Source organism: Streptomyces sp. YPW6 (assembly GCF_018866325.1).
GTDB lineage: Bacteria > Actinomycetota > Actinomycetes > Streptomycetales > Streptomycetaceae > Streptomyces.
Map to the genome: position 1 here is coordinate 2,665,381 of NZ_CP076457.1, position 24,220 is coordinate 2,689,600.

A 24,220-nucleotide genomic window follows, 5' to 3' on the forward strand; every position below is an offset into this window, starting at 1 on the left:
CGTCTGCGGAATGCGGTCGCGGCTGCGGGCCGCGGGTGCCGCGGGCTTCGGCGAAGCCCCGTGCCGCCGGCGACGGGCCGGCCCGCGGCCCTGCCCTGCGCCGGCGGCGAAAACCACGCGGCGTACGGACAGGGCCTCGGAAACCCGCCGGTCCGACGGCCCGGGGCCGCTGGGGGCCCGACGGTCCCGGAGGACCGCCAGCTCGGGGCCTTACGGAGCGGTCTTGACGGTGATCTTGCCGTCGATGATCTCCTGCTTGGCCTGGTCCACGGCGGCGATGACGTCCTTCATGTCGGTGAAGGCCGGGTTGGACATCGACAGGCCGACGCCGTCCTTGTCCAGGCCGTAGCGGATCTCACCGGACTGCGGATCGCCGTCCTGGACCGACTTGATCAGGTTGAACACGGCGTCCTCGACGTCCTTGGTGACCGACGTCAGGATGGACTCCTTGTAGGGCGCGAGGCCCTTCTGCTGGTACTGGTCGGAGTCGACGCCGATGTTCCACTTGCCCGCCTTGGAGACGGCCTCGATGGCACCGGAGCCGGCCAGACCGGCGGCCGAGTAGATCACGTCGGCCTTCTTGTCGAGCTGGCCCTGGGCCGCGGCCTTGCCGAGGTCGGGCTTGGAGAAGCCACCGAAGTCCGGCGGCTGCGTCAGGTACTGGGGAAGCACGTTGACCGAGGCGTCGGTGTCCTTGACACCCTGGACGAAGCCCGCCTCGAACTTCTTGATCAGCGGGGTCTCGACACCGCCGATGAAGCCGACCGTCTTCGACTCGGTGACCTTGGCGGCGGCGACGCCGGCGAGGTAGGAGCCCTGCTCCTCGTTGAAGACGATGTTGGCGATGTTCTCGCCGGTCACGGAGGCGTCGTCGATGATGCCGAAGGTGGTCTTCGGGAACTTCGGCGCGACCTTCTTGATGGCGGGCGCGTAGGCGAAGCCGACGCCGATCACCGGGTTGTTGCCGGAGCGGGCCAGCTCGGTGAGGCGCTGGACCTTGTCCGCGTCTCCCTCGCCGTCGGAGGGCTCGGCCTCGCTGCCCTGGATGTCGAGGTCCTTCTCCGCCTTGGCGAGGCCGGCGTAGGCGGCGTCGTTGAACGACTGGTCGCCGCGGCCGCCGATGTCGTACGCGATGGCGGCCTTGTCGCCGTCGGAGCCGGAACCGGCGTCCGACGAGTTTCCGCCACACGCGGTGACGCTGAGAGCGAGTGCCGCGGACGCGACGCCCACGGTGGTGATCCTGGTGATCCGGCGCAAGGGGAGGCTCCTTCAAACCTGACCGAAGCGCCTCTTCCGGCGCTGGTTTCGCCGCGATCGTAACGCGCGTAGATGTCAGATAAGAGCACGTACGGAAGCCGTTATCGGATCGTCGCGAACAGAGGCCACCCGCACGGCGGCACCGGAGTCCACGAACGGCCTACGAAGACCGGGTCAACGCTTCACGAACGGCCGCCGTCGAGCAGGGCGGCGGCCGTGAACAGCTCGACCCCCACGGTGATGGCCTCTTCGTCCACGTCGAAGTCGCCCCGGTGCAGGTCGAGCCCCCGCGTGTCGCCCGGGGTACGGACGCCGAGGCGGGCCATCGCGCCGGGCACCCGCTCCAGATACCAGGAGAAGTCCTCGCCGCCCAGGCTCTGCTCGGTGTCCTCGATCGCATACGATCCGCGGCGCTCGGTCATCGCGGCGTCCAGCAGGCCGATGGACTCGGCGTCGTTCACCACGGGCGGCACGCCCCGCACGTAGTTGATGACGCTCTTGGCCCGGTGCATTCCGGCCACCTCGTCGATCGCGGCGTGCACCAGGTCCGGGGCCTCGCGCCAGGCGTCCAGATTGAGGCAGCGGACGGTGCCGGACAGCTCGGCGTGCTGCGGGATGACGTTGGGGGCGTGCCCGGTCTCCAGGCGGCCCCAGGTCAGGGCGAGCCCGGCGCGGGCGTCGACGCGGCGGGCGAGCAGCGCGGGCACGTCGACGGCGATCCGGGCGGCGGCGGTGACCAGGTCGGTGGTCAGGTGGGGGCGGGCGGTGTGGCCGCCGGGCCCGTCGAGCGTGATCTCCAGCCGGTCGCAGGCCGAGGTGATGGCCCCGATCCGCAGCCCGATCCGCCCGACGTCCACCTTCGGGTCGCAGTGGACGCCGATGATCCGGCCGACGCCCTCCAGCACCCCGGACTCGATCGCGTCGACCGCGCCACCGGGGAGGACCTCCTCGGCGGGCTGGAAGACCAGCCGCACGGCGTTGGGCAGCCGCCCCTGCCGGTCGAGATCGGCGAGCACGAGGCCCGCGCCGAGGACGGTGGTGGTGTGCACGTCGTGTCCGCAGGCGTGCGCGCGGTCGGGCACGGTGGACCGGTAGGGCACGCCGGCCTTGGTGTCCGGGATCGGCAGCGCGTCGATGTCCGCCCGCAACGCCAGCATGGGCGTGACGCCGTCCCACTCCCCCACGTCGCACATGAGCCCGGTCCCGACGGCCAGCACCTTGGGCTTCAGCCCGGCCCGCTCCAGCCGGTCCTTGATCGCGGCGGTGGTCCGGAACTCCTGGTTGCCGAGCTCGGGGTGCATGTGCAGGTCCCGGCGGAAGGCGATCAGCTCGGCACGGAGCCCGTCCGGGAGCCGCCCCGGCAGACCGCCTCCCCCCGGCTGCTCGGCGTCGGGCAGGTCGTGGGGGCGGGAGGCGCGGGACTTCAACTGGTTCACCTGAGGAAGCGTAGGCCCCTTGACCCCTCAACTGGCCAGGGATCTAGGAAATTTCAGCCGTGCAGGCGAACAAAGTTCGGGTGAGGACGTGTGACGGAGGGTGGTTGCGGGTATACCGGATCCCCTTTCGCGCCGGAGCGCGCGCCTGTGCGAGGCCGAGGCCGAGACGCAGGCGCGCCGGTGCGAGGGCCGTGGCGCCGGGCGCGCTCGCCGGATCCGGGGCTCAGGTCGCCACCGACGGCAGCCGCTGCGCCCCCCGCGCCGTCTCCGTGACCCCGCTCAGGAAGCCCTGGGCGCGGGGCGAGGCCGTGGCGCGGAGCCATTCCGGGGCGATGTCGCAGACCGCGACGTTCACGCCCGTGCCGGCGAGGGCCAGCGGGAGGGTGTGGACGACCGTGGAGGGGAAGCTGACGATCGTGCGGCCGATGGGGCCGCGGCGGGCGATCAGTTCCAGGGGGAGGTCCGGGCGGACGATCTCCAGGCCGGTGGCGGCTTCCAGGGCGTGGAGCTTGTCGGCGGACTCGCGGCGGTGGGCGAAGTAGCGGGTGGCGCCGTGGGTGCGGGCCAGGGAGGCCACCGCCTCCTGGTACGGAACGGAGTCGACGACGCCCGTCTCGACCAGGGACGTGCCGACCAGGTCGGCGCCCCTGCCGATGGTGGGCGGGCCGAAGCGGGCCCGGGTCCAGGCGAAGGTGTTCGGGATGACCGTGATGCCGGGCGGAGCCTCGACCGGCATCGCGGTGAACACCTCGACCGTGTGGCGCGCCGTCGGCGTGAAGCGGCGGCGGGCGGTGGCGGTGACCGGGGCCAGGACCAGCTCGCGCGGTCCCGTACGGCCCCGGCGGTGCCAGCGGGCCAGGCGCTCGCCCCGGGCCAGCTGGGCCACGAACTCCATGGTGGCCGTGCCGTCGTCGACCACCGTGAGGCGGTCGGCGCGGACCAGGGTCAGCAGGAGCTGGACGTAGCGGGAGAACGGGTCCCCGATCACGATGTGGTCCGCACGCCGGACCAGGCCGGCCAGGGCGCGCAGGGCCTTCAGGGGGGCGCCGGACTCGCCGCGCGCCTCCTGCCAGCGGACCGTGATGCCCTCGTCGCGGGCCAGCTCCGCCATCCGGCGCAGCTGACCGCGCGACATCGGGTCGACCGGGGGGAGGACGACGACCGTGGTGGCGGTCGGGTCGTCTCCCCCCTGGGTGTGAACCCACTCCAGGACGTTCAGGAGCTGGACCGGGCTCTCGACGAAGGCGAGGTTCACCGGTCGGCGCTCAGACCGCGACCGGCTCGGAGGCCGGCGCGTTCTCGGTCTCGGCTACGACGCCCGCGACGCGGCGGAGCTTCTTCATCGGGCCGAGCTCGGACTCGTACACCTTCTTGACGCCGTCGCCGAGCGACTGCTCGATGGTGCGGATGTCGCGGACCAGGCGGGTCAGGCCCTGCGGCTCGACGGAGGCGGCCTGGTCGGAGCCCCATATGGCGCGGTCCAGGGTGATGTGGCGCTCGACGAACGTGGCGCCGAGCGCGACGGCGGCCAGCGTGGTCTGGAGGCCGGTCTCGTGGCCGGAGTAGCCGATCGGGACGTTCGGGTACTCCTGCTGGAGGGTGTTGATGACCCGGAGGTTCAGCTCCTCGGCCTTCGCCGGGTACGTCGACGTGGCGTGGCAGAGCAGGATGTTGTCCGAGCCGAGCACCTCGACCGCGTGGCGGATCTGCTTCGGGGTGGACATGCCGGTGGAGAGGATGACCGTGCGGCCGGTGGCGCGCAGGGCGCGGAGCAGCTCGTCGTCGGTGAGCGAGGCGGAGGCCACCTTGTGGGCGGGGACGTCGAACTTCTCCAGGAAGGCGACGGCCTCGGTGTCCCACGGGGAGGCGAACCAGTCGATGCCGCGCTTGGCGCAGTGCTCGGCGATGGCGGTGTACTCGTCCTCGCCGAACTCGACGCGGTGGCGGTAGTCGATGTACGTCATCCGGCCCCAGGGGGTGTCGCGCTCGATGTCCCACTGGTCGCGCGGGGTGCAGATCTCCGGGGTGCGCTTCTGGAACTTGACGGCGTCGCAGCCGGCTTCGGCGGCCGCGTCGATCAGCGCGATGGCGTTGTCGAGGTCGCCGTTGTGGTTGATGCCGATCTCGCCCGTGATGTAGACGGGGTTGCCGGGGCCGGCGGTACGGGTGCCGAAGGTGCGCAGGCGGGAGGTGCTGGTCATGGTGGTGCTTCCTTACTCGGTGGGGACAGTGGGGGCTGAGGTGTCAGCGGTGAGGGTGGGGCCCAGCAGCCAGGCCGCGATCTCGCGGATGGCGCCGTAGCCGCCGGGGGTGGTCGTGACGGCGCGCGCGGCGGCGCGTACCGAGTCGTGGGCGCTGCCGACCGCGACGGGCCAGCCCGCGAGGGCGAAGCAGCCGAGGTCGTTGACGTCGTTGCCGACGTAGAGGACCCGGTCGGGGGCGATGGAGTGCTCGTCGCACCAGCGCTTCAGCGCCTCGTCCTTGCGGTCGATGCCGTGCAGGACGGGGACCTGGAGCTTGCGGGCGCGGGCGGCGACGACCGGGTTCTGTTCGGTGGAGAGGATCAGGAGGGGGACGCCCGCCTTGCGCAGCGCGGCGATGCCGAGCCCGTCGCCCCGGTGGACGGCGACGGTCTCGCGGCCCTCGGAGTCGACCATGACCCGGTCGTCGGTCTGGGTGCCGTCGAAGTCCAGGACGACCGCGTCCACGTCGGCCCGGGAGGGCAGCGGGGAGGGGTCCAGGAGCGGGGCCAGCGCACGGGCGCGGGCCAGGTCGTGCGGGTCGTCGATCTCCAGCACCCGCGCCGGGTCGGTGGGGACCAGGGCGGTGTGGCCGAAGAAGCGGTGGCGGTGGGTGCGGAAGCCCGCCGCGTCCATGGCGTAGGCGGCGCCGGTCTCCAGGTAGTCCTGGGGGCGGTCCTGGCGGCGGGGGCGCACGGACTTGTCGTGGTTGACGCCGTACGTGCTCTCCTCGACGGCGTGCCCGTCGCGCCAGACGAAACCGTGGAACGGGGCGACCGTGACGGCCGTGTCCGCGCCCTCGTGGGCGACCGCCCGCGCCACGCCGTCGATGTCCTCGCGGGAGACGAACGGGCTGGTGCACTGGACGAGGAGGACCACGTCGACGGTGCGGGCCCGCTCGGCCTCGTAGACGTCCAGGGCGTGCAGCACGGCCGCCTCGCTGGTGGCGGTGTCGCCCGCGATGGCGGCGGGCCGCTCCACGCAGTGCAGCCGGTGCGCGGCGCGCAGGTCGGCGGCGGCGGTGCGGGCGGCCTCGGCGATCGCCCCGTCGTCGGTGGTGACGACGACGTCGGTGACCTCGGGGGCGCCGAGCGCGGCGCGGACGGCGCGGGCGACCAGGGGGATGCCGCCGACCTCGGCGAGGTTCTTGGCGGGGACGCCCTTGGATCCGCCGCGGGCGGGGATCACGGCGAGGACGGTCGGGGTCGGGGGCGGCTGCATCGCTGCTCCTGGTGTGGTGGCGGTTCCTGAAGGCGTGCTCACAGCTCCCCCATCCGGCGGATCACCGGGGCGACGCGCTGGACCCCGTGGCGGTAGGCGCCCCGGGCCGCGTTGCGTACGGTCTCCCGCACCGCGCCCCGGACCCGGCCGGGCTCCTGCGGGGCGGCCGCGCCGGGCAGGGGCGTGCCGTCGGGGGCCAGGTGGTGGCGGCCGAGGATGCCGGGGAGGTAGCCGGGCGCGGTGGCGGGCGTGTAGTAGGGCGCGAGCGGCGGGAGCCGGCCGGTGTCGAGGAGGGCGGTGACCTTGGCGCGGGCGGTGTCGTAGGCGGTGCCGTACGAGCCGTCGGCGGCGACGCCCTGCCCAGCCACCCACTCCGCGTCCGGCCGGGGCCGGGTCCCGCCGTCGAGCCGGTCCCAGGAGGTGAGGAGCCCGGAGCCGACGAAGTGGTGGTTGCCGAGCGTCTCGCGGACGCCGAGATCGGTGAGGACCGCGGTGGGGATGCGGCGGTGCAGGGACTCCAGCGCGGCCGTCGAGGAGACGGTGACGAGGAGGTCGGTGCGGTCCAGGACCTCGCCCATGTGCCCGTACACCAGGCGGAAGTTGGGCGGGAGGCCGCCGGGGAGCCGCTGCGCGAGCTTCTGGTAGGGCAGTTCCTCGATGTGGGTGGTGTGCTCGCCGGGCTTGGAGCGCAGCTTCAGCAGCACCTCGCGGCGCGGGTGCAGCCGGGCGTGCTCGACGAGCCGGCGGAGCAGGTAGGTGCGGTCGGCGCGCGAGGCCGGTACGGAGGGCTGGGCGGCGAACACGACGGTGTCGCGGCCCTCTTCGGGCTGGTACGGGGCTCCGCCGAGGAAGGGCAGGGCGGCCTCGGTGACGGCCGAGGCGTCGGCGCCCACGCCCTCGTACACCGCGCGGAAACGCTCCGCGTCGTGGGCCGAGTTGGCGAGGACGACGTCCGCCCCGTGGCGCAGCAGGAGGCCGTCGGCGAGCTTCTCGTAGACGACGCCGACGTATCCGGTGACGACGACGGGCCGGCGCGGCAGGCCGAGCGCGGCGATGCCGTGCAGCATGGCCTGGACACCGCCGCCGACGAGGGAGAGGACGACGAGGTCGAAGCCCTCGTCCCGGACGGCGTGCAGGAACTCGACGGCGGTGACCTCGCGGACCCGCTCGGCGTCGATCCCGACCTCGCCGACCTCCGCGAGCTGTCGGGGTGTCGGGGTGGCCCGGCCGCGCAGCAGCAGCCCGCTGACCTCGACGGGGCGCGTGTCCTGTCCGTCTCCGGTGGCCTCGGCGGTCAGGCGGCGCGCGGTGAGCGCGCCCCATTTCCACCGGGTGTCGGAGTCGGCGAGGACGGCGACCCGCAGCGCCGGTCGGGCGGCGGGAGTCTCGGCCGGTTCGGCCTCATGGCTGGTACGTGGGGGCACGTCGAAGAAGTTAGGAAGGCATTTCGATGAGCGGCCCAACGCGATGGCAACAGATGGTTAACAGCGAGCCGACGCTTGGGGGTCCGCCCCCCGATACGGCCTCAATTGGCTTGCTGGAAAAGGCGATTCACCTTGATGTCGGCCGTTGTTCACCTGCCGGGCGCATGACGGAAAAGGAATGGGCCGGAGCCGCACCTAACGTGATGCGCGTGGTTAAGCTCTCCGTCATCGTGCCGTTCTTCAACGTGCAGACCTACGCGCCCGACACCTTGAGAAGTCTGCGGGCCAACGCCCGCGAGGACTTCGAGTTCCTCCTGGTCGACGACTGTTCGACCGACGGGACGCTCCCGCTGCTGCACCGGGCCGCGGAGGAGATCCCGGGGGCCGTCCTGCTGCGGCACGAGGTGAACGGCGGTCTGGCGACCGCGCGCAACACCGGTCTGAACGCCGCCCGTGGCGAGTACATCGCCTTCCTGGACGGCGACGACTGGCTGGCCGCCGGGCACTACGAGCGGCTGGTGGCCCGGACGGAGGCGCTGGGCTGCGACTTCGTGCGCACCGACCACGTGCAGACGAACGGCAGGACCCGCACCGTGCGCCGGGTTCCGCACGGGCCGCACGGTGTGGTGAGCGACCCGCGGGCCGCGATCCTGCCCGCCCACCGCACGACGTCGGTGGACTACGCGTTCGCCTGGGCGGGCCTCTACCACCGGCGGCTGCTGGACCGGGGACTGCTGCACTTCACCGACGGGCTGCGCACGGCGGAGGACCGGCCGTGGATCTGGCGGCTGCACCGGGAGGCGGAATCCTTCGCCACCCTGGGTCTGCTCAGCCATTTCTACCGGCGCGGGGTGGCGACGTCCTTGACCCGGATCGGCGATGCGCGCCAGCTCGATTTCCTGCGCGCATTCGACCAGGTGATCGCCGAGACCGCCGCCGACCGCGACGCGGACGCCCTGCTGCCGAAGGCCGTGCGCACGTATGGCGCGATCATCGCCCACCATCTGGGCGACCTGGACAAATTCGAACCGGCCGTCGCCCGTGAACTGAAGGTGCGCGGCGCGGCCGCCCTGGGCCGCCTGCCGCAACGGCTGCTGGACGAGGCGCTGGACGCCATGGACGTGACACGGGCGAGCCGGGTGCGTAGGCTGCGCCGCCGTCCGGCCGCGACGAAGGGGGCCTCTGCCGCATGACCATCCGGATCTTCCACGCCGCCTCGCCCGGGGCGGTGGTGCTGCTCGCCGCGGCGATCGACGCGGGCTGCTTCACCGAGCCCGACCGCCGGGTCCTGCTGCTGTCGCGGACCGGACCGGCCCCGGAGGCCGTCGCCGATGTCGCGGAGACCGCCGGGTTCGAGCGGCTGCGCGCCCGGTTCGACGAGGTCGTCTCGTGGAACGACGCGATCGCCCCGTTCCATCCGGAGGGCTGGAGTCCGCGGGCGGACGACGCCCCGCTGTGGGAGCGCCACTTCCGGCGGTCCTGGGGGCTCGGCGAGGAGGAGCTGGAGCTCGTCGTCGACTCCCCGCACGCCGGCCCCGCCCGCGCCCTCACCCAGGTGTTCGCCGGCGCGCCGGTCGACGTGTACGCCGAGGGACCCGGCGCCTACGGGCCGACCGGGGAGAAGCTCCCGCCGCTGACCGGGACGCGGGTGCGGCGGCTGCTCCATCCGGACCTGGTCGCCGGGGTGCGCCCGCTGCTGCTCGGCGAGTTCGGGGTGGAGCCGCGCACCGTGCCGGCCGAGGCCGTGACCAAGGTCGTCGCCGAACTCGCGGACGAGATTGCGGACGAGATTGCGGCCGGGCCCGCGGCCGAGGGGCCCGCGCTGCTGCTCGGCCAGGGTCTGGCGGCCGCCGGGCTGATCACGGCGGCCGACGAGGCGGGGCTGCGGCTGGAGATGGTGCGCGGCGCGGCGGCGCTCGGGCACACCCGGCTGGTGTTCGCGCCGGACCCGTACGTGCCGTGGGAGAACCCGGCGGCGCTCCTCGCGGAGGCGGACCGGCTCGGCGTGGAACTGACCGTGCTGGACGGGGCGTCGCCGGTACCGGCCGAGGTGCTCGTGCACCGGCTGCGGCCGGCTCTGGTGACCGGCTGCACCTCGGCGGCGCTGTTCGGGGCGGCCCGCTTCCACGGGCTGCCGGTGGCCGCGGTCGGCACGGGGCTGCTGCTGGAGCGCCTGGCCCCGTACGAGAACCCCGAGCGGACGGCGGCGACGCTGGCCGACGCGGTGCTGCCGGGGCCGGCCGCAGCGGAGCCCGGTGCCGCGCGCCGACCGGCCCCGTCCGCGGCGGAGTTGGACGGCCTGCTGGCCGCCGTCGCCTTCGCGATGCGGCCCAGGGTGCGCTCCGATCTGCGCCCGGCCGCCGAGCGCTACCTCGCCGCGCAGCTGGACAGCCGCACCTGGCGCTACTTCAAGCGCCGCCGGCTGGCCTCGCTCGCGCTGCCCGGCGTGGTCCCGGCCCGGCTGGCGTTCCTGCGCTCCAGCCCGGCGCTGCGCCGGGTGGTCCGGCGGGCGCGGGCCCTGCGGCCGCCCGCGTCCCGCTGACGCGGGCGGCTGGAGCGGCCTCAGCCCAGAAGCCGCTCCAGCCCGATCCGCCGCCACAGCAGAACCGTCGCGAACGACAGCACCGTGATCGCCGCCGACACGGCCAGGAAGAGCGCAACGGCTCCCGGCCACCCCACGTCGGCCGGGAGGAGGTGATCGGTCACCACGTCCTCGAACAGGATGTGGACCATGTAGACCCCGTACGTGGCGTCGACGAAGCGGGTCACCGCGGGGCGGAACCGGTCCGGAATCCGCACCCGGTGCAGCAGGAGCACGAAACTGCCGGTGAGCACCGCGATCGCCACGCTGGCGTTCGGGATGACGTAGTGGACCTCGTGCTGATAGGCGATCACGGCGACCAGGCTCATCACGGCGATCAGCAGCCAGAGCGGCCGGCGCCGGCCGAACGCCCCGGCCGGCGCCGCCAGCAGCAGGGCGCCCAGCACCGCGTAGACCACCTGGTAGGCGCCGAAGCTCCAGCCGAAGCGCGGCACGTCCCACGCGGTCACCCGGGACAGGTCGCCCGCCAGGGTCGGGGCGGCCGCGACGACCAGCAGCACGGCCGCGATGCCCCAGGGCCGCTTGCCCGCCCGCACCATCGGCACCAGGGCCAGCAGGATGATCAGGGGGACGTAGGCGTAGAGGTACCAGAGGTGGTAGGCGGGCCGCACGGAGGCGAACAGGGAGTCCAGGGCCAGGTCTCCGATCGGCCCGTCGTTGGTGCCCCGCCACCGCCCCCACACCAGGTAGACCGCCGTCCACACCGCGAGCGGCACCAGCAGCCGGACCATCCGCTGCCGCAGCCGGGCGGCGTCCTTGGGCGGAGCCCCGACCAGAACGGCCCATCCGGCTATGGCGAAGAACGTCGGTACGGCGAACCTGCCGAGGGAGTCCGCGGTCAGACCGACCCAGTAGGTGGGCGCGCCGCCCGACGCCTTGCGGCCGACGGCGTCCATGAAGGCGGCGCCCGCGTGCGAGACGATCACGCCGACCGAGCAGACCAGCCGGATCAGATCGATGTCGTAGCGGTGTTCACGGGCCGGACGGATCGTCTCCGCGATCGTCTGCGCCGGGGCGGCGGGGGCGGGGGGCGTGGTCGACATGGTCCTCGGGGCGTGGGTGGGAGGGGACGGGAGGGGTTCGCGCGGGGCCTCGGTCATCGGGCCCGGCCCGGGTGCCGGGACGGGCGGTCGCGGTCGGAGGCGGGCCGGGGCGCGGGGACGACGGGGTCGGGGACCCGGCCAGGACCTCCGAACGGGTCGGGCAGGCCGGTGAGTTCACGCAGCAGCGTGAGGTTGTCCCGGGTCGCGGACCACAGCGCCCGCTGCCGGTCGTGGACGTCGGCCACCGCCGCCGGATGGTCGGCGAGCACCGCGAGGGCCCGCTCCGCGAGCCGGGCGCCGAGGGCCCGTTCGTGCACGGAGACACCCCAGTCGGGGCGGTCGATGTCGGCCAGGAAGTAGGCCAGCTTGGGGTGCGAGACCAGGCTGATGACGGGGGTGCCGCAGCCGAAGGGGATCATCCCGGCGTGCCCGCGCATCCCGATCACCAGCCGGGTGCTCCGGTAGAGGTCCCGGATGGCGTCGTTGGACAGCAGGTACAGCGGCTCCACGGGGAGGGTGAGCCCGTGTTCGCGCCGCAGATCGTCGACGAAGCGTTCGTCGGCGGGCATATGCGCGGCGTAGCGGACCTCCGCGGCGGCCGACACGGCCCGGATCGCCGCCGCCATCTCCGCGAGGAAATGACCGTAGTCGTGGCCGAAGCGGAGCCCGGCCCGGTCGTAGGCGCAGTTGACGAGGACGGTGTCCTCGCGTACGGCCGGTCCGGCGAGGCGGGGATCGAGGTGGCGGGCGACCGTGGTGGGGCAGGGCTGGTAGCGCACCTTCTCGCGGAGGGCGGCGGGCAGCAGTTCCCTGACCCGGGCGACGGAGCCGTGATTGCGCAGCCCGAAGAACGCGGACCGCTCGACCAGGGCCCGTAGGGAGGCCGCGAACCGCTCGCGCCGGTAGCGCTGGCCGTCGAAGACGTTGTAGCCGACGGCGAAGACCGCCAGCGGGGCGGTGATCCGGGCGAGCACGTCGTCGGGGATGTTCCACTGCCAGCCACTGTTGCCGTTGGGCGCGGTGTCGGGGAGGAAGAGCCCTCCACCGCCGACGATCACGGCCCGCCGGGCGTTGAGGCGTTCGAGACCGGCCTCGTCGACGAGCAGGTGCGCGTGCTGCTGGTGCCAGCGGTCGGGTCCGGTGTCGGCGGTGAAGCAGCTGCGGACCGCCTCGGGCAGCACCTTGTCGCCCGCGTTCTCGTCGCCTTCGGCGAACAGGGCGACATGGGCGAGCTGTTCACCGGGCGACGCGTCCGGCGCGGTGCCGCCCGCCGCGACCATCGCGGAGGTACGGGCGTACCAGGCGCGGCAGTTGGCGTCCGTCGGATCGGACTCCAGGCCGGCGAGCGCATACCCCCGGGCGTCCTCGGTGCGACCCAGCAGCCAAGCCAGCCGGGCGAGTTGACCGAAGGCGCGGGGGGCGAAGTCCAGGGAGGCGGTCGCCAGAAGGAGGTGCGTCTCGGCCTCCTCGTACCGCGACAGGGCCATCAGGCAGACCCCGAGCGTCTCGTGGCAGCGCGGCAGGTCGGGGCGGCCCGCGACGGCCTTGCCCAGCAGGGCGACGGCCAGATCGTGGTGGCCGCGGCCCCGATGGATCTCCGCGAGTTGCCGGACCAGGTCGATCGGTGGCCGGGACCCTTCCGGGAAGGGGAGCGCGAAGTGCAGCAGCAGGTCGGGGTGTTTGGCACCGGGCAGGGCGAGATAGGCGGCCCGGAACGCCTCGTCGTCCAGGTCGTGGCGCGCGCGGGCCGCTTGGGCGGGGCCGGTGCACGACGTGGGCGTGTCGGCGAAGTTGAGGACGACGACGTCTTCGGGGACCGCCAGGTCGTCCCGGAGCCGCAGCGCCCGGAAGTCGTACCGGGAGTCCAGGGGTACGAGGAGACTCTCCGGGATGTCCCGCGCGGCGGCGGGCGGTTCACGGTGGTCGAGGTCCTGGCGCTGGATCACCAGGATGCCGTCGTCGGGGATGCCGTTGCGCGGGTCCGGGACGCCGTCCGGGCCGGGGCCCGGCACGGCGGCCACGCCCGTGCGGAGTCGCAGCAGGGTGTCGATCCCGCCGAGGACGACCTGGGCGGGGGTGAGGGCGATGACGGTGTCGTAGCCGTCGAGGCGGAAAGCGTCGTGGCGTCCGGAGGCCGTGCGCGGGATCAGCCGGGGGTGCAGCCGGTGCGCGGCGTCGAAGGCGGTGTCCGGGAGGCCGGGATGCAGGACGACGACGTCCTCGCAGAGAGCCGGGTTGGTCAGCGCGAGGCTGCGCAGGAGGGCCTGGAGTCCGGGCAACCGGCCCACGTCGGCGACGTACACGGCGAAGGCGATCCGGCGCTTCCCGGTGACGGCGCGGCGGTCGTCGGCGGAGACGGAAGCGGCGGCGGAAGCAGGAGCGGAGGCTACGGATGCGGCGGCGGGGGCGGGGGCGCGGTCAGCGCAGGGCCGGGACGCGGATGCGGCGGCGGAGGCGGAACCGGCCGCGGATACAGAGGCGGAGGCAGCCGCGGGAGTGGAAGCGGAGTCGGCCGCGGGGACGGATGCAGAGTCGGAGGCAGCCGCGGGGATGGAAGCGGAGTCGGCCGCGGGGACGGAGGCGGAGGCGGAAGCATCCGCAGAAGGGGAAGCGGAACCGGCCGCAGGAGTGGAGTCGTTCGTCGTCATCGGAGAGTGATCCTCACTGCGGTGTCGTCCGTTCCCCCGGTCCGCGCCCCGATCCACTCCCGCTCGTGCGGGGGCAGGGCCGCCGGTCCTTCGAACCCGATGAGGTCCACCCGGGCGGGGGTGCCCAGGAAGTCGAGGAGCCGCAGCACGGTGTACGCGGTGCTCGCGGGCCGGTCCGGGTCCGCCGCTGCGCCGAGCAGTGCCGGATCGTTCAGCGGGCGGCGCAGCGTCGCGTCCCCGATGCGGTCCTGGGCACCGGGGGCGAGTCGGCCGCGCAGGGCCAGCCGCCAGTGCGGGAGCGGGTCGCCGAAGACCAGGCGGGCGGTGGCCCGGCGGTCCCACCGGGGCCCCTTCCACGGCGAGTCGCCGCGCAGGGTGACGGCGTGCAGGTCGGTCCGGGCGGTGGGGGCGGCGTGGCGTACGGCGTCGCAGCGCACGACGAGGTCGTAGCCCTCGATCAGCGCGGCAAGGGGACTGCCGGGCCGCTGCTCCTGCTCGGCGGTGTGCGGTGTGTCGGCGACCAGGCACACCGTGCGGCCCGCGAGGAGCCGGCGCAGCCCGGGGACGCCGATGGGTTCGGCCCCGCCGAGCAGCGGGTCGGCCATCGGGTCGCGGTCCGATAGTCGGCGGTACTCGGCGTACAGCGCGGCGAGCCGGCGTACGTCGGGGTCGGCGGCGCCGCGTTCCGCGGTGCGGAGCCGGACGAGTTCGGTGAAGGCGGCGCGGGCCTCGGCGGCGGGCAGCCGACGGGAGAGACGGACGGCACCGGCTCCGGAACCCGCCCCGGCCTCCGCCGCGTCCCGGTCCGCATCCCCGGCCGGCGTCGGAGCCAGCGCCTCGTCGATGAGGTCCCCCGCGGCGCGGAGGGTGGCGACCCGGCGCTCGACATCACGGGAGGCGGCGGTGTTCTGCTGGAGCCCCAAGTGGCGTACGTAGGCGGTGATCGCCTCCTCGCTCCGGCCGAGCGCGTCCAGTGCGGCGCCACGCAGCCGCCAGGCGCCCTTGGAACGCGCGCGCAGGGCGGTCGCCTCGTCGGCGAGGGCCAGGGCGAGGCGGGCTCCGGCGTCGCCGCCGCTGTCCAGGGCCTGCTGCCCGGTCCGCAGCAGCGCGTCGAACGCGTCGGCGCCCGGGGTGGAGCACGCGGTGGTCAGGGCTCCGATCGACGCAATGAGCCGGGTGCGGCGGGCGTCGGTGAGGGGGCCGGCGGCGGCGAGGGCGGCGAGGTGGTCGCCGCAGAGCCGCAGGGCGGCCAGGAGTTCCGGGTCCGGTCCGCCGCCGGGGCGGGCCCGGGCCGGCGTTCCCGGCCGTCCCGCCCTGGCCCGTACTGACGTGAGCAGCCCGGTGAGGGTCTGGCCCATGCTCGTTCCGCCGTTCTGTGAGTCGGACGCCGGCACCGGGGTTCGGGGCCCGGTCCCGGTCCCGGGTCAGAGGCCCAGGGTGCTGCGGGTGCGCCGCACGGTGCGGCGCAGCCGGACCGCCGCGCCCCGGGGGCCGCCGCCGGGGAGGGTGAGGTTCTGGAGGCGGCGGCGTTTGAAGTAGTGCTGGGTGGTGGAGTCGAGGTGCTCCCGCAGCCAGGCCTCGGCCTCGGGGCGCAGCCCGGGGTTGAGCTTGGCCTGCATGCAGTAGCCGACGGTCCGCACCAGCGGGGCGAGGGTGTCCGGCGCGGTGCGCGGCAAGGGGGGGACGCCGCCCCCGGCGTCCCCGGCCCTCCGAGCGCCCGGGGCGCCCGCACCCTCCGGAACTCCCGGCGCGAGGGACGCATCCGCACCACCCGGAGCGTCCGTACCGCCCGGCGCGTGCAGGCGGTCCAGATCGGGCACGAGGTGGTCGGTGATCGTCAGCGGGATGCGGTTGCTGTTCTCGTACGGGGTGATCCGGTCGAGGACCAGCCGGGTGCCGACGCGGGCGACGGGGATGCCGTAGTACGCGGCGGCGGTGAACATCGCGGTGGAGAAGCAGCCGACGACCAGGGTCGGCGCGCACCGCTCGTACAGCGTCTCCGCGAGCAGCGGGCTGTCCAGCGTGGTGAGCCGTACGCCGAGTTCGGCGGCGGCCTCGTCCAGGGCGCGGGAGTAGCGGGCCGGGGCGGTGGGGTGCGGCTTGAAGAGGATGGAGGTGTGCCCGGCGCGGGCGGCCCCGCGCAGCATCCGGATGTGCAGCTCCTCTTCCTCCTCCGGGGTGAGGATGGTGAGGGCGGCGAGGTACTGGCCCAGGAGCATCGCGGTGGGGGCGGCGGCCTCGGCGGCGGCAAGCCCCTTGTCGCCCTCGGCGGCGGTGGCGATCTCGGAGAGGACGGCGCGGAAGGCGTCGTCGGGGACGAGTTCGGGTTCGACGCCCGCCTCGGCGAGGAGAAGCGGGCGCAGTCCGGTGACGAGGTCGAGGTGGAGGACGCGCCGGATGCGGCAGGCGATGGACTGGGGCATCCGGTTGCGCGTGGGGCCGTAGCTCATCAGGCCGTCGGCGTACACGTGGACGGCGCTCTCGGAGAAGATCGCGGCGAGCGCGCGGGCCGGGTTGACCTGGATGGACTCGACGGCGAGGTCGACGGGGGCGTCGGGGGCGATGTCCCAGGCGAGGCGGAAGGCCCGCTGCCACAGGACGGTCTCCTCGGAGCGGGGACCCCAGCCGCTGGGGTGGTGCGGGCTGATGGCCTCGTTCCAGTCGACGACGGCGTCGAAGCGTGCGGCGAGGGACCCGAAACCGCGCATCTCCTCCAGGCGCAGGGCGGTCTCGGGGACGGCCGCGTTGTTGGAGACCAGCAGGATGCGGTGGCAGTCGAGGGCCCGGCCGAACTGCCCGGCGTCGAGCGCGGCGGCGAGGGTGGCCGCGCCGTACAGGGTGGAGACCTGGAAGATCTGGGTCCGCCGGGGCGCACGCGCGGAGGGGGATGCGGAGGGGGATGCGGACGCGGGTACGGGCTCGGGCGCCGGGCCGGACGCGGACGCCGGGTCAGGCGCGTCGGGTACGGCTGCGGGCTCGACCGGTACGGAATCGGGCATGGCGGGTACGGAGTCGGGCACGGCGGGTACGGAGTCGGGCACGGCGGGTACGGAGTCGGGCACGGTCATCGGTCAGGCGGCCTTCTGCTTGGTGCGCAGACGGCTGAGCAGCGTGCCGCGCTTGTCGTCGATCATCGTGAGGGTGCGGTCGAGCACGTCCTGCGGCATCCGGCCCAGCGCGGCGGTGGACTCGGCGCGCAGTCTCCGGGCGGTGGCGGGCTCGTAGTCGTCGGCCTTCTCGTTGTGGAAGGCGATCATCGCGCAGTAGGTGCGGACGGCCTTCGGCAGCAGGGTGTCCGCGTCGCGGTCGGCGCGCAGCTGGTCGAGCAGCGTGTCGTAGGAGGCGAAGAAGTCGAGCTGGCGGGCGTCCTTGATCTGGGTCAGGGAGGTGGTGACCCCGCGCCGGTAGAAGATGCCGTACAGCCCGAGCGCCGCGTAGGAGCGGGCGCGCAGATGGAGCTGCCAGACCCACAGCCGGTCCTCGGCGGTGCGCAGTTCGGTGGCGAAGCGCTGGGCGCCGTCCGCGAAGAGCCGCCGGTGGTAGATCCCGGCCCAGACGAACGGGTAGTCGACCATGGTCTCGCGCTCGGGCACGCCGATGCCGTCGCGGGGGTCGAGCAGGGTGTCCCGGAGCGGGGCGGGGGCGCGCCGCACGACGCGGGTGGTGCCGGTGGACTGGACGTGGTCGGTGCGGGCGAAGTCGCAGTCGAGGTCCTGGGCGGCGCGCAGCAGCCGGACCAGATGGCCGGGGGCGTACCAGTCGTCGCCGTCGAGGAAGGTGAGGTAGTCGCCCTCGGCGGCGTCGATGCCGCTGTTGCGGGCGGCCGCGATACCGGCGTTCGTACCGTGTCTGATCACCCGGGCGCGCGGCAGCCGCTCGGCCCAGTGGTCGACGATGTCCTGCGTACCGTCGGTGGACGCGTCATCGACCAGCAGGAACTCGATGTCCGGGTCCGCGTTGCGGGCCAGGCTCCCCAACGTGGTCGGGGCGTAGGCCGCGACATTGTGGAGCGGTACGACAACGGACAGTTTCGGCACGCGCGCGCCCTCACCTTCGATCATGGTCCCGACAACGTAGTGAGACCGCGGAAGGATCGGGTGACAGCCGCCACGACAACGGGTGAACTCTGCGCGTCCGCCGGATGGCCGGGTACGCGGATACGCGGATACGGGGATACGGGGATACGGGGTGAGGGGGCTACCGGGCTACGAGGACGGGGATACGGGCGCGGGTATACGCGTAGCCCCTCGCCCTGGAGACCGCGGCCGACGCCCGAGGGGCGGGCGCTGCTCGGGAGGTCGCCTGCGCGGGAGGACACCTGCGCGGGTCGCCCCGGGCGGGGGCGGAGATCCACGAGGGCATCGACGACGCGGAGTCCGTCGCCGCGCTCAAGGTGTCGCAGCGGAAGATCCACCACGTCGGGGGGGCGGGCCCGGGCCCGCCGAGCCCGGCCGGCCCTCTCCCCGGAGCTACACGCTGCTGAGCGAGAGCTTGGCGGCGAACCCGAGGAACAGGGCTCCGGCCGCCGAAGTGGCCCCCGCCGACAGCCGCTTGCGCCGGCGGAAGACGGCGGCCAGCCGAGTGCCTCCGAAGATCAGCACCGAGAGGTAGGCGAAGCTGGCGAGCTGGAGCAGGGTGCCCAGCACCAGGAACGACAGCGCCGGGTAGGCGTAGCCGGGGTCGACGAACTGGACGAAGAAGGAGATGAGGAAGAGGATCGCCTTCGGGTTGATCAGGCTGACCACGAGCGCCCGGCGGTAGGGCCGCTCCACGGAGCCGTCCGCCGCCCCGGAAGCCCCGTCCGCCGCGTCCGCCCCGTCCGTCGCCACGAGTTCGGCGGTACGCCGGTGCCGCTCGCGCCACAGGGCCGCGGCGGCCCGCAGCATCCCGATGGCCATCCAGGTCAGATAGGCCGCGCCCGCGTACTTGACGATCGCGAAGAGCAGGGGCGTGGTCGTCAGCAGCGACGCGGCGCCCAGCGCGGCGAGCGTCATCAGGACGGTGTCCCCGGTCCAGACGCCCGCGGCGGCTTTGTACCCGGTGCGTACGCCGCGCCGGGCGGCGACGGAGAGCACGTAGAGCGAGTTCGGGCCCGGCAGAAGGACGATCAGCGCCAGGCCGGCGAGATAGGTCGGAAGATCGGTGACACCCAGCATGGACGGAGTGTCGCACGCCCGTGCGGGTCGCCGTCCAGGGGGTTTCACCCGGCGGAACGGGCCGCCGGACACCGCGCGGAGGACGGCCGGTCCCGGCGCCCCGGACTCGGCCATGATCGGCTGCGCGCCTCCTCGGGGGCTGGACGTGCGGCCGCCGTCCGGCGGAGGATTCGCTGACGGCGCCGGACGGGAATCCGTACAGGAGGCGCCGGTCCGGCGGCGGGTGAGCGAGGGGGTCCCGAGCATGGTGGACGCGGACAGCGGGTGGGACGGCCGGGGCGGGAGCAGCACGCCCGGTGCGGGGGCCGGGGGCACGCACGGAGCCGGACCGTTTCAGGGGCGCAGCGGCACCCCCGCACTGCCGGACGGTCGCAGCGCCCCAGCCGTACCGGACCGCCGCAGCACCCCCGCCCTACCGGACCATCGCAGCACCCCCGCCCTACCGGGCCGTCGCAGCACCCCAGCCGTACCGGACCGCCGCAGCACCCCCGCCCTGCCGGGCCGTCGCGTCGCCGCCGCGTCCCTCGTCGCGCTGGCCGCCCTCGCGACGGGGTGCGAACCGGGTACCGCCACCGGCGCGCAGGACGCACCACCCCCGGTGCGGGCCACCCGGGCCGCCGCGCCGACCGCCTCCCCCGCGACCGAGGACGCGAAGCCGCCCACCGCACCAACGCCCAGCCCGTCGGCACCCACCACTCCCCCGGCACCGACACCGACACCGGCCCGTACGACCGTCCGTCCGGCCCCGGAACCGAGCACCGCACCGCCGCCGCGCATCCTGATGCGGACCGGGTCCGAGAGCGACCGGGTCCGCGAACTCCAGGCCCGGCTGCGCCAGATCGGCCACTTCGGGCGCAACCCCACCGGCTACTACGGCTCCGTCACCGCCGAGTCCGTACGGTCCTTCCAGACCAAGCGGAGTCTGCCGGTCACCGGCTCCACCGACGAGGTGACCTGGCGACGGCTGCTCGGGATGACCCGGGTGCCGACGGCCGCCGAACTGCGCCCGCCGACCGAGCGGCCGGTGGCCGCGCCGGACGAGCGGTGTCTGAAGGGCCGGGTCCTGTGCATCAGCAAGAACAGCCGGACCCTGGCGTGGATGATCGACGGCACGGTCGTCTCGGCGATGGACGTGCGCTTCGGCTCGGAGTACACGCCCACCCGCGAGGGCGTGTTCGAGGTGTTCTGGAAGTCCCGGGACCATGTGTCGACGCTGTACGACACCCCGATGCCGTACGCCCTGTTCTTCAGCGGCGGCCAGGCGGTGCACTACTCCGCGGACTTCGCGGCCAACGGCTACGGCGGCGCCTCGCACGGCTGCGTCAACGTGCGCGACAAGAAGAAGGTGGCGGCGCTGTTCGACCAGGTGAGGACCGGAGACAAGGTCGTCGTCTACTGGTGACGGGGCGAAGAGGAGAGGGCGCGGGCGGGACCGGGGGAACGTGTCCCGCCCGCGCCGATGCGCTGAGCCGAAGGTACGGGGGGAACCCCGGCTCGTCGCGCGGCCGATGACCAGTCGGCTCACTCTGTACAGCGCCCGGCCTCCCGAAAACGTCACACCCGCACGCGCGGGCCATCAGCCGGGACCTGAAAGTGCAGGTCAACGAGTTGTGACGGTGGCCGCACCGCTCCTCTTCGGGAGGATCGGAGCCTCTGCCTCCGCCCTGGTGCCGACCCGGTCCTCCGGGGCTGTGGCGGCACGCGGGAGCGGCTGGAAGGAGACGGGGGGCAGCGAGCCGCCGTCTCCCGGCCCGCGGGGGCCGCCGTCGTCATCGTCGTCGCCGTCCCCGCCGCCGGAACCGCCGTTGCCACCGCTGCCGCCGCCGCTTCCGCCGTCCCCGCCGAGGCGGTCGCAGAAGCGCTCCAGGTTCTTCTCGCCGTGGGCGAACTCGACCAGCTGACGGCGGCTGCGGTCGTCCAGCGTGCCCTCGCGGAAGGCCTTGCAGGCCTTGACGGACTTCTCGTACCAGGCACCCGCCCCCGTGCGGCCGTCGGAGCCGCCGGGCCGGTCGTCCTGCCCGGCGCCGCCGCCGGTGGTCGCCTCCGGCCGGTCCGGGCTGTCCGGGCGGCCGGCGCCGGACTCCCGTCCGGTGTCGCCGGTCCGCGCGCCCTCGGGCTTCTCGGGCCCCCCGGTCTCGCGGGCCGTGGGCGAGGAGGAGGACTCCGGGGCGGCGGGCGAGGGCGGGTCGGCCGGGGCCGACGGGTCGTCGACGGAGCCGCTGGACATCAGCGGTCCCGGGGTCGCGGCGGCCGACACGGAGGTGGCCGGCGCGGGCGAGCCCTGCCCGCCGAAGGTGCCGGTGAACACGCCCGTACCGGCCGCGACCGCCACCCCGCCGAGCGCGCACCCCGCGAGCGAGGCGACCAGGCCGAAGCGGACGGGCCGGCTCCAGCGCGGGCGGCGGGCCGGGGCGTCGGGGGCGGAACCGAGGTGGACGGCGTGCAGCCGACCGGGGCGGCCGGGTACGGCGGCACCGGCGGCGCGGCCGGCGAGCCGGTCCACGCCGCTGCCGTGGCGGGCCTGCCGGAACGCGGCGAGGACAGCGTCCTCGCCGGGGAGTTCGCCTGCCGGGACCCGCAGTCCGGCGCGCGCCTCGCCGAGCGCTTCGGCGAGACGGAAGGCGTCGGCAGGGGCCTCGTCGCCGACGGGGACGACCGGTTCGCCGCGGAGGATTCTCTCCGCGGTGTCCTTGTCAAGCCACTCGTAGTGCTCGTCGGCCATCACATGTCCTTCTGCGTCCACGGTCGCGAATGCGTCACACCGGGAGTGATCACGGCGGGTCCCGCCGGACCGCCTCGGCCGGGCCGCTGGGACGGCACCGCCCCGAGCCCGGCGGCGCCGCCCGCGTCGATCCCGCCGTCCTGTGCCGGGACCGGGTCCGCGGCGCCGTCCGGGCCGAACACCCCGTCGCCGCCGGACCGGGGCGCCTGGAGCTGCCCGTCGGCGGCGAGGAGTTCGGCGAGCCGCTTCAGGCCGCGGTGGGCGGCGGTACGGACGGCGCCGGGCCGCTTGCCCAGGGTCTGCGCGGCGCTCTTCGCGTCGAGCCCGACGACCACGCGCAGCACGACGGCCTCGGCCTGGTCCTGCGGCAGCTGGGCGATGAGGGACATGGTGCGGTCGGTGTCCAGGGCCTCGATGGCGTCGCCCGCGGTGTCGGACTCGGCGGCGCGCGTGGTCAGCTCGGTCTCGTCGCCGCCGATCGCGGGACGGCGGCTGCGCATGCGCAGGTGGTCCAGCGAACGGTTGCGCGCGATCCGGGCGGCCCAGCCCCGGAAGCGGTCGGCGTCACCGCTGAACCGGTCGAGGTCGCGGGCGATCTGCAGCCACGCCTCGGACGCCACGTCCTCGGCGTCCGCCTCCCCGACCAGCGTCCGTATGTAGCCCAGCAACCGCGGGTGCACAGCGCGGTACACAGCACGGAAGGCGTCCTCGTCCCCGTCCTGTGCAGCGAGCACCGCGGCAGTCAGCTCCGCGTCGTCCCCCAGCACTCCCTCAACCCGCCCTGCCGTCCTCAATCGCAGCTGGTCAACTGCTGCGCAACCCTGCGCGAACCAGCACGCTACGTGCTCGGTGGGGGCCACGTCCATGACTTGTACAACTCGCAACAATTCGACGGCCGCGCTTCCGGTGTGACAGAAAACGCAGTCGTGGCGCTGAGATGAGTACGGGGTCGTGCTGCGACCCCGTGGAAGACGGCCGGGGCCTCTCCTGTGGGGGGTGGCGGCCCCGGTCGTCGCTCCTCTCCGCCCCGCGCCCCGACCAGGGCACGCGGCCGCGCGGACCCCCCGGGGCAACCACCGGCGCGACGGGCGGCGTACGGATTTCGCCCGGTCGGCCGGCCCTCCCTAGACTGCTCCGGGTGACTGACGCCTCTCGCCCCGCCTCCGCCTCCGCCTTCCGCCTGATCGTGACGGGCGGTGGCACCGGCGGTCACACGTACCCCGCCCTCACCGCGATCCGCACCCTGCAGGCACGCCTGGCGGCTTCCGGCCGCACGCTCGACGTCCTGTGGATCGGCACGGCGGAGGGCCTGGAGGCCCGGGTCACCGCCGCGGAGGGCATCCCGTTCACCACCGTCGCCACCGGCAAGATCCGGCGGCACGCGAACCCGCTGAAGATGGTGTCGCCGGCCAACGTCCGGGACATGGCGCGCGTCCCGCTCGGGGTCGCCCAGGCGCGGAGCGCGGTCTCCGCCTTCCGGCCGGACGTCGTGCTCGCCACGGGCGGTTACGTCGCCGTGCCGGCCGGGCTCGCCGCCAGGATGTGCCGGGTCCCCCTGGTCCTGCACGAGCAGACCGTCCGGCTCGGTCTCGCCAACCGCAAGCTCGCCGGCTCCGCCGCGCGGATCGCCGTGTCCTCGGAGTCGACCCTGCCGCTCCTGCCGGAGAGCGTCCGGCCCGCGGCGGTGGTCACCGGCAACCCCGTGCGTCCCGAGGTCCTGGCCGGCCACCCGGACAAGGCCGTGACGGCACTGGGTCTGCACGCGTTCGACCGGCGTCTTCCGACGGTGTACGTCACCGGAGGGGCACAGGGGTCGCAGCAGATCAACGACGTGGTCGGCGGCGAACTGCCGTGGCTGCTGGAGCGCGCCAACGTGGTGCACCAGTGCGGCCCGGCCCATCAGGAGGCGCTGTCCGCGCGCGCGGCGGCGCTTCCGGCCTCCCTGGCCGCCCGCTACCACCTCACGGCCTTCGTCGGACCCGAGCTGCCGGACGTCCTGGCCCTGGCCGATCTGGTGGTCTCCCGCAGCGGCGCGGGCACCCTGGCCGAGCTGACCGCCCTGGGCAAGCCCGCCGTGTTCCTCCCGCTCGCCTCGGCGGCCGGGAACGAGCAGGCCCACAACGCCCGCCACCTGGAGGAGTCGGGAGCAGCGGTCGCCCTCCTCGGCGAGGTCACCGGCGAGCACCTGCGCGAGGCGGTCGGCCCCCTCCTCGACGATCCGGAGCGCCGGTCCGCGATGGCCGCGGCGGCCAGGGCACACGGCCGCCCGGACGCTGCGGAAAGGCTCGTGGACGTGATCCTGTCCGCGGCCTCCCGGTAACGGCGCGGCCCGCGGTGCGCCACGTGCTCCGTCCACCGGCGGGCAGCACGGCGGCGGCTCCGCGGCACACAGCGCGCTCCTGAGACACGGCGTGGTCCCAGCCGCACCCCGCCACGGCCCGCCGGTGGACGGAGCACGGCCCGTCCGCACC

At 74.3% G+C, this 24,220-nt stretch carries 18 protein-coding genes; 4 read left to right on the forward strand and 14 right to left on the reverse strand.

Going from position 1 to position 24,220, the window contains the following annotated elements; all coding sequences use genetic code 11:
• Nucleotides 1–210 precede the first annotated feature (210 nt).
• From KME66_RS11525 to KME66_RS11550, 6 genes are all read right to left on the reverse strand, one after another.
• A complete protein-coding gene (locus tag KME66_RS11525) occupies nt 211–1,257 on the reverse strand; it encodes a BMP family ABC transporter substrate-binding protein (protein WP_216321631.1) in 1,047 nt (348 codons plus the stop codon).
• Between the two features lie 182 nt (nt 1,258–1,439).
• A complete protein-coding gene (locus tag KME66_RS11530) occupies nt 1,440–2,684 on the reverse strand; it encodes an amidohydrolase (protein ID WP_216329257.1) in 1,245 nt (414 codons plus the stop codon).
• A 232-nt stretch (nt 2,685–2,916) separates the two neighbouring features.
• Entirely contained in the window at nt 2,917–3,948 is a 1,032-nt protein-coding gene (locus KME66_RS11535; RefSeq protein ID WP_073227481.1) for a hypothetical protein, read from the reverse strand.
• A 10-nt stretch (nt 3,949–3,958) separates the two neighbouring features.
• Entirely contained in the window at nt 3,959–4,894 is a 936-nt protein-coding gene (locus KME66_RS11540) for an N-acetylneuraminate synthase family protein (RefSeq protein ID WP_216321633.1), read from the reverse strand.
• A gap of 12 nt (nt 4,895–4,906) precedes the next feature.
• Nucleotides 4,907–6,154 carry an acylneuraminate cytidylyltransferase gene (locus tag KME66_RS11545; protein WP_073227489.1) on the reverse strand — a complete coding sequence of 416 codons (1,248 nt, stop codon included), beginning with the start codon at nt 6,152–6,154 and terminating at the stop codon, nt 4,907–4,909.
• A gap of 38 nt (nt 6,155–6,192) precedes the next feature.
• A complete protein-coding gene (locus KME66_RS11550) occupies nt 6,193–7,578 on the reverse strand; it encodes a DUF6716 putative glycosyltransferase (RefSeq protein WP_216321635.1) in 1,386 nt (461 codons plus the stop codon).
• A 209-nt stretch (nt 7,579–7,787) separates the two neighbouring features.
• On the opposite strand from KME66_RS11550, the gene KME66_RS11555 reads away from it, so the two are divergent.
• Entirely contained in the window at nt 7,788–8,771 is a 984-nt protein-coding gene (locus KME66_RS11555; RefSeq protein ID WP_216321637.1) for a glycosyltransferase family 2 protein, read from the forward strand.
• On the forward strand, nt 8,768–10,120 hold the full coding sequence (locus tag KME66_RS11560; protein ID WP_216321639.1) for a polysialyltransferase family glycosyltransferase: 1,353 nt from the start codon (nt 8,768–8,770) through the stop codon (nt 10,118–10,120). The genes KME66_RS11555 and KME66_RS11560 overlap by 4 nt, the downstream gene beginning before the upstream one ends.
• A gap of 20 nt (nt 10,121–10,140) precedes the next feature.
• On the opposite strand, the gene KME66_RS11565 is transcribed toward KME66_RS11560, so the two are convergent.
• The 6 genes from KME66_RS11565 to leuE all read right to left on the reverse strand — a co-directional run bounded on the left by KME66_RS11565 (nt 10,141) and on the right by leuE (nt 19,027).
• Nucleotides 10,141–11,223, reverse strand: coding sequence for an acyltransferase (locus KME66_RS11565; RefSeq protein WP_216321641.1), 1,083 nt, complete (start codon nt 11,221–11,223; stop codon nt 10,141–10,143).
• Between the two features lie 53 nt (nt 11,224–11,276).
• Complete coding sequence (locus tag KME66_RS11570; protein ID WP_253208303.1) at nt 11,277–13,871, reverse strand: tetratricopeptide repeat protein; 2,595 nt, start codon at nt 13,869–13,871, stop codon at nt 11,277–11,279.
• Nucleotides 13,868–15,229 (reverse strand): hypothetical protein, encoded by a 1,362-nt coding sequence (locus tag KME66_RS11575; protein WP_216321643.1) that lies wholly within the window; start codon nt 15,227–15,229, stop codon nt 13,868–13,870. Before KME66_RS11575 ends, KME66_RS11570 begins: the two co-directional genes overlap by 4 nt.
• 66 nt (nt 15,230–15,295) lie before the next feature.
• Nucleotides 15,296–16,939 carry an alpha-2,8-polysialyltransferase family protein gene (locus KME66_RS11580; protein WP_253208304.1) on the reverse strand — a complete coding sequence of 548 codons (1,644 nt, stop codon included), beginning with the start codon at nt 16,937–16,939 and terminating at the stop codon, nt 15,296–15,298.
• A gap of 3 nt (nt 16,940–16,942) precedes the next feature.
• The gene (locus tag KME66_RS11585; protein ID WP_216321645.1) at nt 16,943–17,908 is read right to left on the reverse strand and encodes a glycosyltransferase family 2 protein; all 966 of its coding nucleotides are present in this window, start codon (nt 17,906–17,908) and stop codon (nt 16,943–16,945) included.
• 432 nt (nt 17,909–18,340) lie between these two features.
• Nucleotides 18,341–19,027, reverse strand: a complete 687-nt coding sequence (leuE, locus tag KME66_RS11590) for a leucine efflux protein LeuE (RefSeq protein ID WP_216321647.1) — start codon at nt 19,025–19,027, stop codon at nt 18,341–18,343.
• A gap of 244 nt (nt 19,028–19,271) precedes the next feature.
• Here leuE and KME66_RS11595 point away from each other — a divergent pair, with 244 nt between their 5' ends.
• A complete protein-coding gene (locus KME66_RS11595; protein ID WP_253208305.1) occupies nt 19,272–20,429 on the forward strand; it encodes a L,D-transpeptidase family protein in 1,158 nt (385 codons plus the stop codon).
• Nucleotides 20,430–20,627: 198 nt separating this feature from the next.
• Here the strand turns inward: KME66_RS11595 and KME66_RS11600 are convergent, their stop codons facing one another.
• Both KME66_RS11600 and KME66_RS11605 read right to left on the reverse strand, forming a co-directional pair.
• Nucleotides 20,628–21,749: a hypothetical protein gene (locus tag KME66_RS11600; RefSeq protein ID WP_216321650.1), complete on the reverse strand. Its 1,122-nt coding sequence runs from the start codon at nt 21,747–21,749 to the stop codon at nt 20,628–20,630.
• Nucleotides 21,749–22,516, reverse strand: a complete 768-nt coding sequence (locus KME66_RS11605; protein ID WP_216321653.1) for an RNA polymerase sigma factor — start codon at nt 22,514–22,516, stop codon at nt 21,749–21,751. The genes KME66_RS11600 and KME66_RS11605 overlap by 1 nt, the downstream gene beginning before the upstream one ends.
• A gap of 371 nt (nt 22,517–22,887) precedes the next feature.
• On the opposite strand from KME66_RS11605, the gene KME66_RS11610 reads away from it, so the two are divergent.
• Nucleotides 22,888–24,069 carry a glycosyltransferase gene (locus KME66_RS11610; RefSeq protein ID WP_216321656.1) on the forward strand — a complete coding sequence of 394 codons (1,182 nt, stop codon included), beginning with the start codon at nt 22,888–22,890 and terminating at the stop codon, nt 24,067–24,069.
• The last annotated feature ends 151 nt before the right edge of the window (nt 24,070–24,220 follow it).